General features: G+C 55.4%; 16 protein-coding genes. 6 read left to right on the top strand and 10 right to left on the bottom strand.

The annotated features are described in order from the left end of the window. Positions 1-74 precede the first annotated feature (74 nt). On the top strand, positions 75-611 hold the full coding sequence (gene hpt / locus HV157_RS10300) for a hypoxanthine phosphoribosyltransferase (RefSeq protein ID WP_025205381.1): 537 nt from the start codon (positions 75-77) through the stop codon (positions 609-611). 100 nt (positions 612-711) lie between these two features. On the opposite strand, the gene can is transcribed toward hpt, so the two are convergent. Then, entirely contained in the window at positions 712-1,374 is a 663-nt protein-coding gene (gene can / locus HV157_RS10295; RefSeq protein ID WP_020882596.1) for a carbonate dehydratase, read from the bottom strand. Between the two features lie 107 nt (positions 1,375-1,481). On the opposite strand from can, the gene HV157_RS10290 reads away from it, so the two are divergent. The 4 genes from HV157_RS10290 to HV157_RS10275 all read left to right on the top strand — a co-directional run bounded on the left by HV157_RS10290 (position 1,482) and on the right by HV157_RS10275 (position 5,032). Next, on the top strand, positions 1,482-2,408 hold the full coding sequence (locus HV157_RS10290) for an ABC transporter ATP-binding protein (protein WP_014168668.1): 927 nt from the start codon (positions 1,482-1,484) through the stop codon (positions 2,406-2,408). Then, the gene (locus HV157_RS10285; protein WP_014168669.1) at positions 2,405-3,175 is read left to right on the top strand and encodes an ABC transporter permease; all 771 of its coding nucleotides are present in this window, start codon (positions 2,405-2,407) and stop codon (positions 3,173-3,175) included. The genes HV157_RS10290 and HV157_RS10285 overlap by 4 nt, the downstream gene beginning before the upstream one ends. Before the next feature lie 105 nt (positions 3,176-3,280). Continuing rightward, positions 3,281-3,721: a PTS sugar transporter subunit IIA gene (locus HV157_RS10280; protein ID WP_020882597.1), complete on the top strand. Its 441-nt coding sequence runs from the start codon at positions 3,281-3,283 to the stop codon at positions 3,719-3,721. Positions 3,722-3,784: 63 nt separating this feature from the next. Next, positions 3,785-5,032 carry a polysaccharide deacetylase family protein gene (locus tag HV157_RS10275; RefSeq protein WP_014168671.1) on the top strand — a complete coding sequence of 416 codons (1,248 nt, stop codon included), beginning with the start codon at positions 3,785-3,787 and terminating at the stop codon, positions 5,030-5,032. Positions 5,033-5,072: 40 nt separating this feature from the next. On the opposite strand, the gene panD is transcribed toward HV157_RS10275, so the two are convergent. The 9 genes from panD to thpR form a co-directional block, all read right to left on the bottom strand. Next, positions 5,073-5,453: an aspartate 1-decarboxylase gene (gene panD, locus HV157_RS10270; protein WP_182268210.1), complete on the bottom strand. Its 381-nt coding sequence runs from the start codon at positions 5,451-5,453 to the stop codon at positions 5,073-5,075. Positions 5,454-5,510: 57 nt separating this feature from the next. Continuing rightward, the gene (gene panC, locus HV157_RS10265) at positions 5,511-6,362 is read right to left on the bottom strand and encodes a pantoate--beta-alanine ligase (RefSeq protein WP_025205376.1); all 852 of its coding nucleotides are present in this window, start codon (positions 6,360-6,362) and stop codon (positions 5,511-5,513) included. 11 nt (positions 6,363-6,373) lie between these two features. Continuing rightward, positions 6,374-7,165 (bottom strand): 3-methyl-2-oxobutanoate hydroxymethyltransferase, encoded by a 792-nt coding sequence (panB, locus tag HV157_RS10260; RefSeq protein ID WP_014168674.1) that lies wholly within the window; start codon positions 7,163-7,165, stop codon positions 6,374-6,376. 122 nt (positions 7,166-7,287) lie between these two features. Continuing rightward, positions 7,288-7,767, bottom strand: a complete 480-nt coding sequence (gene folK / locus HV157_RS10255) for a 2-amino-4-hydroxy-6-hydroxymethyldihydropteridine diphosphokinase (protein WP_020882600.1) — start codon at positions 7,765-7,767, stop codon at positions 7,288-7,290. Next, positions 7,764-9,161 carry a polynucleotide adenylyltransferase PcnB gene (gene pcnB / locus HV157_RS10250; protein WP_182268648.1) on the bottom strand — a complete coding sequence of 466 codons (1,398 nt, stop codon included), beginning with the start codon at positions 9,159-9,161 and terminating at the stop codon, positions 7,764-7,766. The genes folK and pcnB overlap by 4 nt, the downstream gene beginning before the upstream one ends. A 42-nt stretch (positions 9,162-9,203) precedes the next feature. Further along, positions 9,204-10,094, bottom strand: a complete 891-nt coding sequence (gene gluQRS / locus HV157_RS10245; RefSeq protein WP_044867508.1) for a tRNA glutamyl-Q(34) synthetase GluQRS — start codon at positions 10,092-10,094, stop codon at positions 9,204-9,206. 59 nt (positions 10,095-10,153) lie between these two features. After that, a complete protein-coding gene (gene dksA, locus HV157_RS10240) occupies positions 10,154-10,609 on the bottom strand; it encodes an RNA polymerase-binding protein DksA (RefSeq protein ID WP_001155232.1) in 456 nt (151 codons plus the stop codon). A 176-nt stretch (positions 10,610-10,785) separates the two neighbouring features. Continuing rightward, positions 10,786-11,490 carry a DNA/RNA nuclease SfsA gene (gene sfsA / locus HV157_RS10235; RefSeq protein WP_014168679.1) on the bottom strand — a complete coding sequence of 235 codons (705 nt, stop codon included), beginning with the start codon at positions 11,488-11,490 and terminating at the stop codon, positions 10,786-10,788. Next, the gene (gene thpR, locus HV157_RS10230) at positions 11,480-12,034 is read right to left on the bottom strand and encodes an RNA 2',3'-cyclic phosphodiesterase (protein WP_182268211.1); all 555 of its coding nucleotides are present in this window, start codon (positions 12,032-12,034) and stop codon (positions 11,480-11,482) included. The genes sfsA and thpR overlap by 11 nt, the downstream gene beginning before the upstream one ends. 73 nt (positions 12,035-12,107) lie before the next feature. On the opposite strand from thpR, the gene hrpB reads away from it, so the two are divergent. Continuing rightward, positions 12,108-14,537: an ATP-dependent helicase HrpB gene (gene hrpB / locus HV157_RS10225; protein ID WP_182268212.1), complete on the top strand. Its 2,430-nt coding sequence runs from the start codon at positions 12,108-12,110 to the stop codon at positions 14,535-14,537. Positions 14,538-14,680: the final 143 nt, after the last annotated feature.

Raw genomic sequence — 14,680 nt, 5'->3', positions numbered from 1 at the left:
TGGCTTGCGTATCGATGCCGGAGTAACATTCATCCGCATTGAGAGATTTTCATTAAAATCATATGGTTAGTAATATGAAACATACTGTTGAAGTGATGATCCCGGAAGCCGAGATCAAAGCGCGTATCGCCGAACTGGGTCGTCAAATCACCGAACATTACAAGGACAGCGGCAGCGAAATGGTGCTGGTCGGTCTTTTACGTGGCTCTTTCATGTTCATGGCAGACCTGTGCCGTGAAGTGCAGGTGTCCCATGAGGTCGATTTTATGACCGCCTCCAGCTACGGCAGCGGCATGTCCACAACCCGTGATGTGAAAATCCTGAAAGATCTGGATGAAGATATTCGTGGCAAAGATGTGTTGATCGTTGAGGACATCATCGACTCCGGCAACACGCTCTCTAAAGTGCGCGAGATCCTGAGCCTGCGTGAGCCAAAATCCCTGGCGATCTGCACCCTGCTGGATAAACCCAGCCGCCGTGAAGTGCAGGTGCCGGTAGAGTTTGTCGGCTTCTCTATCCCTGACGAGTTCGTCGTGGGCTATGGCATTGACTACGCGCAGCGTTACCGCCATCTGCCGTATGTGGGTAAAGTGATCCTGCTCGACGAGTAAGGTTTGTGACGTGCGGTCTGTTGCCCTCTGACGAGGGGACACACAGTAAAAACGGCAACCCGGGTTGCCGTTTTGTTTTTATCTAACAGCTTACAGGCAGCTATTTATGGTTGACGTGCTTAAGCTTCAGGTTAGCTATCCCGGAACGATAGCGCTGCTCCAGCGTTTCACGGTTGGTGGCGGTCACTTCCAGGTTACGAAGCAGACCATCGTGAATACCGTAGGCCCAGCCGTGGATCGAGACTTTTTGCCCGCGTTTCCACGCCGATTGCATGATGGTGGAATGACCAAGGTTATAAACCTGCTCCATCACGTTCAGCTCGCAAAGGGTATCGAGACGACGCTCCTGCGGCATTTCACCCAACAGTGAGCTATGTTTGAACCAGATATCGCGGATATGCAGCAGCCAGTTATCGATTAACCCGAGTTCGGTATTTTCAATCGCGGCCTGCACACCGCCGCAGCCATAGTGGCCACAAATAATGATGTGCTCGACCTCCAGAACGTCAACGGCGTACTGAACAACCGAAAGGCAGTTGAGGTCGGTATGGATCACCAGGTTGGCAACATTACGGTGCACAAACAGTTCGCCAGGCTCGAGACCTGTCAGGCGCTCTGCCGGAACGCGGCTGTCGGAACATCCAATCCAGAGAAAGCGTGGGTTTTGCGCCTGCGCGAGCTTTCCAAAAAATCCGGGGTCTTCCTCCACCAGCATTTTTGACCATAGTGCATTGTTGCTGATGAGTGTATCTATGTCGTTCATGGAGGTTAGCGACCTGTAACCGAGTGATTGCGTTGCGCTAATATAGGGTAACTCGACTTTTAATGAAACCACACAACGTGTGTCAGAACCTAAGGTAAGTTTAATTCATGGCGATTGCACTGGAGCTTGAGCAGCTCAAAAAAACCTATCCAGGCGGCGTTCAGGCGCTGCGTGGGATAGATCTCAAAGTGGAAGCGGGGGATTTCTACGCGCTTCTGGGGCCGAATGGGGCGGGGAAATCCACCACCATTGGCATTATCAGTTCGCTGGTCAACAAAACGTCCGGCCGGGTGAGCGTGTTTGGTTACGACCTGCAAAAAGATGTGGTGAATGCCAAGCGCCAGCTCGGACTGGTACCGCAGGAGTTCAACTTCAACCCGTTCGAGACAGTGCAGCAAATCGTGGTTAATCAGGCGGGTTACTACGGTGTTGAGCGCAAAGAAGCGGTAGAGCGCAGCGAAAAGTACCTCAAACAGCTCGATCTGTGGGAAAAACGCAATGAACGTGCGCGCATGTTGTCTGGCGGGATGAAGCGCCGTTTGATGATTGCCCGTGCGCTGATGCATGAGCCAAAGCTGCTGATCCTTGATGAGCCCACCGCGGGCGTGGATATCGAACTGCGTCGTTCAATGTGGGGCTTCCTGAAGGACCTCAACGACAAAGGCACGACCATTATTTTGACCACGCACTACCTCGAAGAGGCGGAGATGCTGTGTCGCAATATCGGCATCATTCAGAACGGTGAGTTGGTGGAAAACACCTCGATGAAGAGCCTGCTCGCCAAGCTAAAATCCGAAACCTTCATTCTCGACCTGGCGGCGAAAAGCCCGCTGCCGACGCTGGAAGGCTATAACTATCGTCTGGTGGATACCTCAACGCTGGAAGTGGAAGTGCTGCGCGAGCAGGGCATTAACAGCGTGTTCTCACAGCTGAGCGCGCAGGGTGTTCAGGTATTAAGTATGCGTAACAAAGCGAACCGACTGGAAGAGCTGTTTGTCTCTCTGGTGCAGGATAAACAAGGAGACAAGGCATGACGCATCTTTACTGGGTCGCGCTGAAAAGCATCTGGGCGAAAGAGATTAACCGCTTTATGCGTATCTGGGTGCAAACCCTGGTACCGCCGGTGATCACCATGACGCTCTACTTCATCATCTTCGGTAACCTCATCGGTTCCCGCATTGGTGAAATGCACGGCTTTACCTATATGCAGTTTATTGTGCCGGGCCTGATCATGATGGCGGTGATCACCAACGCCTATGCTAACGTGGCATCATCATTCTTTAGCGCCAAGTTCCAGCGTAACATTGAAGAGCTGCTGGTCGCGCCGGTACCAACGCATGTGATCATTGCGGGTTATGTGGGCGGCGGCGTGGCGCGCGGTCTCTGTGTGGGGATTCTGGTGACGGCGATCTCCCTGTTCTTTGTGCCGTTCCAGGTGCATTCATGGCTGTTCGTGGCGCTCACGTTACTGTTGACGGCAATCTTGTTCTCGCTGGCCGGTCTGCTGAACGCGGTGTTTGCTAAAACGTTCGATGATATCAGCCTGATCCCGACCTTTGTGCTGACGCCACTGACCTATCTTGGCGGGGTGTTCTACTCCCTGACGCTGCTGCCGCCGTTCTGGCAGGCGCTGTCACACCTGAACCCGATTGTTTATATGATCAGCGGCTTCCGCTTTGGTTTCCTCGGCATTACGGATGTGCCACTGATTACCACGGTTGCGGTGCTGGTGGTGTTTATTATCGCCTTCTACCTGCTGTGCTGGTCTCTGATTCAGCGTGGACGCGGTCTGCGCAGCTAATCTCCCGCCCGGCGACATTCTGTTTGCCGGGCGCTTTTCTTTGATTGTTATCACCGTACGCTAACCTTCACTCCGCTAAACTACTTGCCTGCTAAGGAGAGAGTGATGCTGGGATGGGTGATCGCCTGCCATGATGAACAGGCGCAGGATATGCTGGATAAACTGGAGGCCAGATTTGGTCCGCTGGCGCAATGCCGTGCGGTTAACTACTGGCGTGGATTGAGCACCAACATGCTCAGCCGAATGATGTGCGATGCCCTGCATGAAACCGACACCGGTGACGGCGTCATCTTCCTGACCGATAAATCCGGCGCGGCACCTTATCGCTCTGCGGCATTGTTGAGCCACAAGCACGACAACTGTGAAGTGATATCAGGCATTAACTCTTTGCTGCTGGAATCCATGTATCCCTTCCGGGAAACCTTAAGCAGTGCTGAATTCCGTCATGCAATCGTCGACAAAAAAGTGGCCGGCGTCAGCAGCCTGTGGCATCAGCAGCAAAAAAATCCTCCCTTTGTCTTGCTCCATGATTTGTATAAGAATTAAACATTGGTATTGATGCTGCTTTTGTTACAATGGTGGCTGATTTTCCGTGTCGATTAATATTCCATGTTCATGCGCGTTGTGTTCCTTCTGTTGCTGCTGGTTTCCGGCGGCGCATCTGCCAGCCTGATCGCTCAGCAAGGGCTTCCCGCCCGATATATGCAAACCACCGAAGATGCGGCTATCTGGGCGCAAGTAGGTAACAATGTGGTCAATGTCGGCAATATCCGTGCCGGGCAAATCCTGGCCGTTGTCCCCACATCCGCTGATTACTACGAGTTTCGTTTTGGCTTCGGCACGGGCTTTATTGATAAAGAGCACCTGGAAGACGTGCAGGGCAAACAGCGCGTGGAAGACAGCCTTGGTGATTTGAATAAACCGCTGAGTAACCAGAACCTGATAACCTGGAAAGACACGCCTGTCTTTAACGCCCCCAGCAGCGGAAGCGCCCCATTCGGCACGATGAGTGCTAACCTTCGCTACCCCATTCTGAATAAACTTAAAGACCGTCTGAACCAGACCTGGTATCAGATCCGCATCGGCAATCGTCTGGCGTGGATCAGCAGCCTGGATGCGCAGGAAGATAACGGCATCCCGGTCCTGACCTATCACCATATCCTGCGTGATGAGGAGAACACCCGTTTCCGGCATACCTCCACGACCACCAGCGTGCGTGCGTTCAGCAACCAGATGACCTGGCTTCGCGATCAGGGCTATACCACGCTGACGATGGCTCAGCTTGAAGGGTATGTGCGTAACAAAATGAACCTGCCGGCGAAGTCTGTGGTGATCACCTTTGATGACGGGCTGAAGTCGGTGAGCCGCTATGCGTATCCCGTCCTCAAAGCGTATGGATTCAAGGCGACGGCGTTTATCATCTCGTCGCGTATAAAACGTCATCCGCAGAAGTGGGCGCCGAAATACCTGCAGTTTATGAGTGTCTCTGAGCTTGAGCAGATCCAGGATGTGTTTGATATCCAGTCTCATACCCACTTCTTGCATCGGGTGGACGGCAATAAACACCCGATCTTACTGAGCCGTAGTCATCACGTGATTTTGTTCGATTTCGCGCGTTCACGCCGGGCGCTGGCGCAATTTAACCCGCACGTGCTCTATCTCTCTTATCCGTTTGGCGCCTATGACGACAAAGCGGTAAAAGCAGCGAATGACGCAGGGTTCCACCTGGCGGTGACAACGGTAAAAGGCAAAGTGAAGCCCGGGGACAATCCGTTCCTGCTTAAGCGACTGTATATTTTAAGGACGGATTCGCTGGAGACGATGTCGCGGCTTATCAGTAATCAGCCGCAGGGATGAGGTGAGAGAAGGCTGTGAACGGTTCACAGCCTTCAGGATATCAGGCAACCTGGACCGGAATGGCTTTCGCGGTGCGTTTCATTTCGTTGTCGCCTTCGAAGTACGCCACTTTTGGCTGCCAGCGACGGGCTTCTTCGCCAGACATCATCACGAAGCTGGCGATGATGACGATATCACCGACGTCAGCACAGTGAGCGGCAGCGCCATTCACGGAGATAATTCTGGAGCCGCGTTCCGCCGCGATCGCATAGGTAGAGAAGCGCTTACCGTTATTCACGTTCCAGATATCAATGGCTTCGTTTTCAAGGATGCCCGCTGCATCAAGAAAATCCTGATCAATGGCGCAGGAGCCTTCATAGTGCAGGTCGGCCTGAGTGACTTTCACACGGTGAAGCTTACCTTGCAGCATTTTGCGAATCATTACGTTTACCTTTAATCATCATGCGTTAACCCCCCGCGAACGAGGGGAGGTAGAGAGTTATGCCAGCTCAACCACTTTATTGTCGATAAGGCGTGCCTGACCGAGCCATGCAGCCACCAGAAGCACCGCGCGCTTGCTGGTATCGGTCAGCTCAAGCAGCGTATCGGCATCACGGATTTGGATATCGTCAGCGCGGAAGCCTTTGTCGTTCAGCGCCTGTTCGGCGAGGGCAACGATCTCTTCTGCGCTCAGCTCTTTAGCCACAAGCTGTTCCGCCATGGTATTCATGACCTTGCTCAATCCCGGCGCGATTTTACGCTCATCCGCGGTAAGGTACCCGTTACGGGAACTGAGCGCCAGACCGTCTTTGGCACGCACAATCGGCACGCCCACGATCTCGATATCATAACCCATGTCGGCGACCATCTTACGGATCAACGCCAGCTGCTGGAAGTCCTTCTCACCGAAGCAGGCAACGTCGGGCTGCACCAGGTTAAACAGCTTGCTGACGATGGTTGAAACGCCGCGGAAATGGCCCGGACGGCTGGCGCCTTCCAGCATGGTTGAAATGCCCGGCACGTCCACGTAGGTCGCGTCCTCGGTCCCCTGCGGGTAGACGTCTGCAGGTGCCGGAGAGAAGACAATGTCCGCGTGGCGTTTTTTGAGTTTTTCGCAATCTTCCTGCAGGGTGCGCGGATAGCGCGCCAGGTCGTCGGCACGGTCAAACTGCATGGGGTTCACGAAGATACTGACCACCACGATATCTGCACGCGCTCTGGCTTCATCAACAAGCTTCATATGGCCGTCATGCAGGTTACCCATCGTGGGAACCAGTGCGATACGTTTACCTTCCTGACGTGCACGTCGGATATGCTGGCGAAGCAGCGGCAGGGTTTCAATGATTAGCACAACAAGACTCCTTAATGGAAACTGTGTTCTTCACCCGGGTAAACACCGGATTCAACGTCGGCAATATACTGCCGCACAGCAGCACGCATGTCGCCTGCTTCTGCCAGGAAATTTTTGGCGAATTTAGGGATATGACCGCCGGTAATACCAAAGGCGTCGTGCATCACTAAAATCTGACCGTCGGTAACATTGCCTGCGCCAATGCCAATCACCGGAATCGACAGCGCCTCGGTGATGCGTTTTGCCAGTTCAACCGGCACACACTCCAGCACCAGCAGCTGTGCGCCAGCGGCTTCCAGCGCCAGGGCATCCTCAAACAGTGTCTGTGCCGCGTCACCGCGGCCCTGCACCTTATAGCCGCCAAAAATATTGACGGATTGCGGCGTCAGACCCAGGTGGCCGCAGACCGGCACGGCACGTTCGGTGAGCATTTTCACGGTCTCTGCAAGCCAGGCTCCGCCTTCGATTTTGACCATATTGGCCCCGGCACGCATGACGGTTGCCGCATTCTCGAACGCTTGCTCTGGCGTCGCGTAGGCCATAAAAGGCAGATCGGAAAGCAGCAGACAGGCAGGTGCTCCGCGGCGCACGGCACGGGTATGGTAGGCAATATCTTCGACCGTCACCGGCAGGGTGGAATCATGGCCTTGTACCGTCATCCCTAACGAATCTCCGACCAGCATGACAGTGATACCCTCTTCGGCAAAAAGCTTAGCGAAGCTGTAGTCATACGCAGTAATGGTGGCGAAGCGTCTCTTTTCCTGTTTGCATTTCTGCAGTAAGGAGATGGTGGTTGGTTTCATACTGTTTCCTGATAGCCCAAAAGCGAATCTTTGCGCATTCTAACAGTAACATTTGAGGGAACAATGATTTTAGGCAACCGATTAACCACAATTCCGTGAGGGTTAACCGGTAAAAACGCGGATCACCAGCGGGCAGGTTTTTCTGCGTCGAGGCTATCCAGCACTGCCTTCAGCGAGAGGCCGTCAGGGAAGGTGAGGTCAGGGGCAACGTCGAACAGCGGCCAGAGCATAAAGCCGCGATTTTTCATGTCGTAGTGCGGAACGGTGAGACGGGGGGTGTTAATCACCTCGTGGCCAAACAGCATAATGTCGAGATCGAGGGTGCGCGGCCCCCAGCGTTCGGCTTTGCGTACGCGGCCCTGCTGCAGTTCGATTCGCTGAGTATTATCCAGCAGCGTGTCGGCATTCAGCGCAGTGTCCAGCACCACGGCGGCATTCAGGTAATCAGGCTGATCCTGTGGCCCCAGCGGCGGTGTCCGGTAGAAAGAAGAGACCGCCACAATACGGCTTTGTGGGATTTCACCCAGCGCCTGAACGGCAGCATTAACCTGCTCCAGCGGAGAGGCCAGATTGCTGCCGATGGCAATGTACGCCAGGGTCATGCCGTACCTTCACGGCGCGGCGCACGTTTGCGCGGACGACGGTGGCGACGACGCGGCGTCGGTTCGTCATCGAGGTCGACGAGCATATCTTTCTGCTCTGGCGGTGCTGAAACCTGGAATTCGCCCCACCACTGCGCCAGACGCTGCAGTTCCTGGTTCCGTTCAATTTCAGCACGCAGCGACAGTAAATCGAACGCAGCGCGGAATTTAGGATGCTCCATCAGCTTCCAGGCGCGTTTACCCTGACGACGAGACATGCGCAGCTGAAGCTGCCAGATATCACGCACCAGCGTCGTAATACGTTTTGGAATGGCGAGCGTGCGGCAGGCTTCATCCAGCACGTCATTTGCGGCCAGCGCAAACGCATCGTAGTAGGCCAGACCGCTTTCCTGCGCAATTCTCTGCGCCGCTTCCAGCAGCGGATACCAGAACATCGCAGCAAACAGGAACGCCGGGTTCACACGCATATCGTTGTGAATGCGGGTATCGGTATTCTTCAGCACCTGCGCAATCATGCGTTCCATTGGGCTGTCACCGTTTTCGGTAAAGCAGCGCGTAATGGTCGGGAACAGGGGCTGGAAAAGGCTGCATTCGCGTAGCAGCTTGTAGGTTTCGTAGCCGTAACCGGCCTGCAGCAGCTTCAGCGCCTCTTCAAACAGACGGGCTGGCGGCACGTCGTTAATCAGCGTCGCCAGACGCGGTATCGGCTCTGCGGTTTCCGGGCTGATGCGCATTGACAGTTTGGCGGCGAAACGTACGGCGCGCAGCATACGCACCGGGTCTTCACGATAACGCGTTTCCGGCGTGCCGATCAGGCGAATCAGACCCTCTTTCAGGTCCTGCATGCCACCGACGTAATCACGGACGGTGAAATCTGCCACGCTGTAGTAAAGGCTGTTGATCGTGAAATCGCGACGCTGGGCATCTTCTTCGATAGAACCGAAGATATTGTCCCGCAGCAGCATGCCGTTCTGGCCGCGCTGGGAGGTGGTGCGATCGGATTCGCCCGCTTCGTGGTGACCGCGGAAGGTCGCCACTTCAATAATTTCCGGCCCAAACATGACGTGAGCAAGACGAAAACGACGGCCAACAAGGCGGCAGTTACGGAATAATTTGCGCACCTGCTCTGGCGTGGCGCTGGTCGTCACGTCGAAATCTTTTGGTTTTTTGCCCAGCAGTAAATCACGCACCCCACCGCCAACGAGATAGGCCTCGTAGCCTGCTTTATTCAGACGATAGAGCACCTTGAGGGCATTTTCACTGATATCTTTGCGGGAAATATTGTGCTGCTCACGTGGAATAACCGACATGCGGTTTTGCGCAATAGCGTCGTTCGCCATGCTCTCTTCGCGGCTTAGCACTTTACGGCAAAAATTAGCGACTCGGGTAAAAATAGTACACCTCGTAGTGTGTTTTGTTATGAAAAAAGCGGCTAATCATAGCTCAGCGCAACGCATTTGAGAATGCTGGATTTTTGGCACGGTCGTCAGCGTCCAGTTGGCGATCGCCATTTTCAGCAGTTCGTCAATTCGCAAATCCTGCCATTCGTTGGTTACATTCTGGTTGAGAAATCGCAGCGCGTCGATCAAAACAGGGCGCGGATCGCCGTCTGGCAGGGCGGGCGCATGATTTTGTTTTGACAGTTTAAAGCCCTGTTCATTGACCGCCAGCGGCAGATGAATGTAATCCGGCGCGTTCCAGCCAAACTGGTGATAGAGCGATATTTGTCGCACGGTAGGTTCCACCAGGTCAGCCCCGCGCACAATTTCCGTCACGCCCTGGAAATGGTCATCAACCACTACCGCCAGGTTATAGGCGAACAGGCCGTCACGGCGGTGGATAATAAAATCTTCGCGTGCAAGACGTTCATCCGCATGGATTTCGCCGGAGAGTAAATCAGTAAAGTGCGTCACCGGGACATGCTGCTTTATGCGCACGGCGGCCAGTTCTGGACCGTTATTGCGCGTGCGGCAGTGGCCGTCATAGACGCCACCCACGCTCTGAATACGCGCGCGGGTGCAGGTGCAGTAGTAGGAGAGCCCTTGTGCGTGGAGCCACGCCAGGCGTTCCCGGTAGGCATCATGTCGCCTTGACTGCCAGAGGACGTCACCGTCCCAGTGAAGACCGTAATGTTCCAGCTGACGCAGAATGGTATCTGCTGCACCGGGAACTTCACGCGGAGGATCAATATCTTCAATGCGGACCAGCCATTTACCGTGACGGGCGCGAGCCTGCAGGTAGCTGCCGAGGGCGGCAATTAATGAGCCGAAGTGTAATTCACCAGAAGGGGATGGCGCGAAGCGCCCAATATAGTGTGATTCAGACATATCAACAGTAACAAGGCGGGAGAAACTCCCGCCTTTGGAGTGTGTAAACAGCGCTGGTATTAACCGGCCATCTGTTTTTCGCGGATTTCTGCCAGCGTTTTACAGTCGATGCACAGATCGGCGGTTGGACGCGCTTCCAGGCGACGAATTCCGATTTCAACACCGCAGGATTCGCAGTAGCCAAAATCTTCGTCTTCGACTTTTTTCAGCGTTTTTTCGATCTTTTTGATCAGTTTGCGTTCGCGGTCACGGTTACGCAGTTCGAGGCTGAACTCTTCTTCCTGAGCGGCACGGTCTACCGGGTCCGGGAAGTTAGCAGCTTCATCCTGCATATGAGTAACGGTGCGATCGACTTCATCCCTGAGTTGATTACGCCATGCTTCAAGAATACGCTTGAAGTGCGACAGCTGGGCTTCGTTCATATACTCTTCGCCCGGCTTCTCTTGATACGGCTCCACCCCAGCGATGGCGAGAATACTCAGGGACGATGTTTTACGGTTTTGCCCTTCTTGCATGTTGCTTCTCCTTAACACGCACTATCGATCCCCGTGTTGGGGGAAAAATCAGGTCGCTATAAATAGCAGATGCTTTTCCGTATGGCAATTATCTAAACGTAACACTTGACAAGCCTGTGAGGAAAAGCGTATTTGCGCACGCGGCCAGAACACTTAATAGTCAATCGTCTAATCCCTTATAAGACAATGGGAAGAGAGGATCTCAGAGTCATATTATCGGCAGAAAGTTCCGCTTTATAAGCCAAAACCTCCACCCCCTGCTTTTGTGCCTCATTCAACAATTGCGCGTATTTGAGATCAATATGGCGGGCTGGAGAAAATCGTTCAATGGCTGAATGTAAAACCGCAAACAGCAATACGGCGCGTTTGCCCGCCGCCGCAACACTCATCAGCTCCCGCAGATGCTTCTGCCCCCGTAGCGTGACCGCATCCGGGAAGTAGCCGTTTTCCTGTTCCGCTAACGTCACTGATTTTACTTCAATATAGCACTCGGGCCGGTCTTCCGCCTGTAACATGAAGTCAATTCTGCTGCTTTCATCGCCATATTTAACTTCACTTTTATGCGTGCCATATCCCACAAGTTCGGGCAGGGTGCCAAGGGTCAATGCTTCCTTAACTAATTGATTGGCGCGCAGGGTATTCACGCAAATAAATGCCCCGTTTTGCGTCTCGGTCATTTCCCAGGTATGGGCATATTTGCGTTTAGTATTTTCTGAAGTGGAATACCAGACCGTGTCACCCGGCGTCGCACAGCCGGTCATGGCACCGGTGTTCGGGCAGTGCAGCGTGAGCTGTTCACCTTCGGGGGTGATCACGTCAGCGAGAAAGCGTTTGTAGCGTTGAACCAGCGTGGCGTGCTGCAGGGCAGGACTAAACTTCATCAGAATTCCTTAGGGTATCGCCCAGCGACCAGCGCTGTAGCGGCGTGTAACGGGTGCGTCCTTGGGTAAAGACCGATTCGTAAAGCGCGAAGTTATTGACCTCAACGTCCCAGTGAAAGCCGGGTGGCGGAATGGCAACGGCCTGACCGGCATCGCGCAGCAGGGTGATATGCGGATGAAACGGCTGCGGACTCTGGTAACACCCACTGCGAGCCGCCTGGGCGCGCAACATACTCGCAAGCTGTAAAAGCCCGCGGGGCGGCTGGCGCGTGCCCAGCCAGACCACGCGTGAGCGCAGCCACTGGCCCGCGTCGTCGAGGTGCAGCGTAAACGCCGGCTGAGAAATGCGGCCAGCCATTGCTGCCAGCGCGCGCTGTTTTTCGGCGCTGACATCGCCCAGAAAGGCCAGCGTCAGGTGCAGGTTTGCCGCCGCGATCGGACGCCCTGCGTCCTGGGGAAAATGGCTGGCTCGCCAGCGAACGATTTTTCGCTGTAGCGTGGAGGGCAATTCTATGGCAAAAAACAGCCGTTTCGACTCAGACATACAGGGGACTCGGTAATGGTATGCGCCGATGCTACAATGTACGCCGACTAATGTTAACCCTCTGGAGCTGTTAGTGTCCTCATTGCCGGTCGCCGTCGTCCTTCCTGAGCTTCTTGCTGCCTTACACCATGCCCCGCAGGTTTTACTTAACGCCCCGACGGGCGCAGGTAAATCCACCTGGCTGCCGCTGCAGATCCTCAAAGAGGGCACTGTCCGCGGGAAAATTATCCTGCTGGAGCCGCGCAGGCTGGCCGCACGGAACGTGGCGCAGCGCCTGGCGGAACTGCTTGGTGAAAAGCCGGGCGAGACGGTGGGTTACCGTATGCGCGCCGAAACCTGTGTTGGCCCGTCCACGCGCCTTGAGGTGGTGACCGAAGGGATCCTGACCCGCATGCTGCAAAACGATCCGGAGTTAAACGGCGTCGGATTGGTGATTCTGGATGAATTCCACGAACGTAGCCTGCAGGCAGATCTGGCACTGGCGCTGTTACTTGATGTTCAGCAAGGACTACGCGACGACCTCCGGTTGCTTATCATGTCCGCTACGCTGGATAACGAGCGACTGCAGCAGACGTTGCCCGACGCGCCGGTTATCGCCTCCGAAGGCAGAGCATTTCCTGTTGAGCGTCGCTATCAACCGTTGCCTGCCCATCAGCGTTTTGACGACGCGGTAGCCATCGCAACCGCCGAATTGCTCCGCCAGGAATCGGGATCGCTATTGCTGTTTTTGCCAGGTGTAGGCGAGATCCAGCGCGTGCAGGACCAACTGGCTTCCCGGGTGGGAAGTGACGTGCTGCTTTGCCCGCTCTACGGCGCGCTGTCGCTGGCGGATCAGCGTAAAGCAATCCTGCCCGCGCCCGCGGGGCAGCGTAAGGTGGTGCTGGCAACCAATATTGCCGAAACCAGTTTAACCATTGAAGGCATTCGCCTGGTGGTGGACAGTGCGCAGGAGAGGGTGGCGAGCTTTGACGCGCGTACCGGGCTGACTAAACTGCTGACGCAGCGCATAAGCCAGGCGTCAATGGTCCAGCGAGCAGGCCGTGCGGGACGTCTTGAGCCCGGTATCTGCCTGCATTTGACCAGCGCGGAGCAGGCTGAACGCGCTGCACAGCAAAGCACGCCGGAAATTTTACACAGTGATCTGGCGGGGCTGGTGATGGATCTTCTGCAGTGGGGATGCCCGGATCCGGCACAGCTGACCTGGCTTAATCCTCCACCCGCCGCTAACCTTGCTGCTGCCCGGGCCTTACTGAACCGCCTGGGGGCGCTTGATGGTGAGCGATTGTCATCCCGCGGGCAAAAAATGGCCGCGCTGGGCAATGACCCTCGCCTGGCGGCGATGCTGGTGGCCGCGCAGGGGGAGGATGAAATTGCTACGGCGGCGAAACTGGCGGCTATTCTTGAGGAGCCACCGCGCGGTGGCAGCAGCGATCTGGCGCAGGCCTTTTCCCGCAATCAGGGGAACTGGCAGCAGCGGGCGCAGCAGCTTTGCCGGCGACTCAACGGCCGCGCCGGGTCGCCAGACAGCGCGGCTATCGCGCCTCTGTTAGCGCAGGCGTTTCCCGACAGGATCGCGCGTCGTCGCGGTCTGGACGGGCGATATCAACTGGCCAATGGCATGGGGGCCATGCTGGACAGCGATGACGCCATGACGCGTCACGAATGGCTGATTGCGCCGTTACTGTTACAGGGTAGCCACTCCCCGGACGCGCGTATTTTACAGGCTATCGCGGTGGATATTGACGCCCTGACGCGTGCCTGTCCGCAGTTGGTCCAGCAATCCGATACCGTGGAATGGGATGAGGCTCAGGGCACGCTGAAGGCGTTTCGTCGCAGCCAGACAGGTAAACTGATCCTCGGCACCACGCCGCTGGCAAAACCGTCGGAAGAGGTGCTGCATCTGGCCATGCTGAACGGCATCCGGGACAAAGGGTTAGGGGTGTTGAACTGGACGCCAGAGGCGGAACAGTACCGTATTCGTCTTCACTGTGCCGCACGCTGGCTAACGGAGTATGACTGGCCCGCGGTCGATGATGAGACATTGCTGGCCTCGCTTGAACGCTGGCTGCTGCCGCAAATGCACGGTGTACACTCGCTGCGTGCGCTAAAAGCGCTTGATGTTAAGGTCGCGTTACAGAATTTACTGGACTGGTCATTACGTCAACGTCTGGATAGTGAACTGCCAGGGCATTACACTGTGCCGACCGGAAGCCGGATTGCCATTCGTTATCACGAGGATAATCCTCCGGCGCTGGCGGTACGTATGCAGGAAATGTTTGGAGAAGCCACCACGCCTTCTGTGGCGCAAGGGCGCGTCTCTCTGGTGCTGGAGCTGTTGTCGCCAGCCCATCGCCCGTTACAGATTACCCGCGACCTGGGGGCATTCTGGGCGGGGAGCTACCGTGACGTGCAAAAAGAGATGAAGGGGCGGTATCCCAAACATGTCTGGCCGGACGATCCGGCAAATACGGCACCGACACGACGGACGAAGAAATATTCGTGACGGGTGTGGCTGGGAACGTGCGGCTTGATGCCCTCACCCGCAGGGTGCGGGAGAAAATACTAAAGACGTTCCTGTCAGGAAGGTCTTGCTGTTTACTTTGAGAGATTTCTTCTTTCACAGGCCAGTGGAAGAAAAGAGAATCG

Source organism: Enterobacter sp. RHBSTW-00318 (genome assembly GCF_014101375.1).
In the GTDB taxonomy this organism is placed as follows: Bacteria; Pseudomonadota; Gammaproteobacteria; order Enterobacterales; family Enterobacteriaceae; genus Enterobacter; species Enterobacter ludwigii.
The sequence above is the reverse complement of the archived record's forward strand: the minus strand, read 5'-3'. Positions and strand labels throughout refer to the sequence as shown.

Excerpts from the sequence above, each read along its gene's own strand:
- dksA (WP_001155232.1), bottom strand. The coding sequence starts at position 10,609 with ATGCAAGAAGGGCAAAACCGTAAAACATCGTCCCTGAGTATTCTCGCC.
- HV157_RS10285 (WP_014168669.1), top strand. The coding sequence starts at position 2,405 with ATGACGCATCTTTACTGGGTCGCGCTGAAAAGCATCTGGGCGAAAGAG.
- thpR (WP_182268211.1), bottom strand. The coding sequence starts at position 12,034 with ATGTCTGAGTCGAAACGGCTGTTTTTTGCCATAGAATTGCCCTCCACG.
- HV157_RS10290 (WP_014168668.1), top strand. The coding sequence starts at position 1,482 with ATGGCGATTGCACTGGAGCTTGAGCAGCTCAAAAAAACCTATCCAGGC.
- HV157_RS10275 (WP_014168671.1), top strand. The coding sequence starts at position 3,785 with ATGTTCATGCGCGTTGTGTTCCTTCTGTTGCTGCTGGTTTCCGGCGGC.
- gluQRS (WP_044867508.1), bottom strand. The coding sequence starts at position 10,094 with ATGTCTGAATCACACTATATTGGGCGCTTCGCGCCATCCCCTTCTGGT.
- sfsA (WP_014168679.1), bottom strand. The coding sequence starts at position 11,490 with ATGAAGTTTAGTCCTGCCCTGCAGCACGCCACGCTGGTTCAACGCTAC.
- panB (WP_014168674.1), bottom strand. The coding sequence starts at position 7,165 with ATGAAACCAACCACCATCTCCTTACTGCAGAAATGCAAACAGGAAAAG.
- hpt (WP_025205381.1), top strand. The coding sequence starts at position 75 with ATGAAACATACTGTTGAAGTGATGATCCCGGAAGCCGAGATCAAAGCG.
- folK (WP_020882600.1), bottom strand. The coding sequence starts at position 7,767 with ATGACCCTGGCGTACATTGCCATCGGCAGCAATCTGGCCTCTCCGCTG.
- can (WP_020882596.1), bottom strand. The coding sequence starts at position 1,374 with ATGAACGACATAGATACACTCATCAGCAACAATGCACTATGGTCAAAA.
- HV157_RS10280 (WP_020882597.1), top strand. The coding sequence starts at position 3,281 with ATGCTGGGATGGGTGATCGCCTGCCATGATGAACAGGCGCAGGATATG.
- panD (WP_182268210.1), bottom strand. The coding sequence starts at position 5,453 with ATGATTCGCAAAATGCTGCAAGGTAAGCTTCACCGTGTGAAAGTCACT.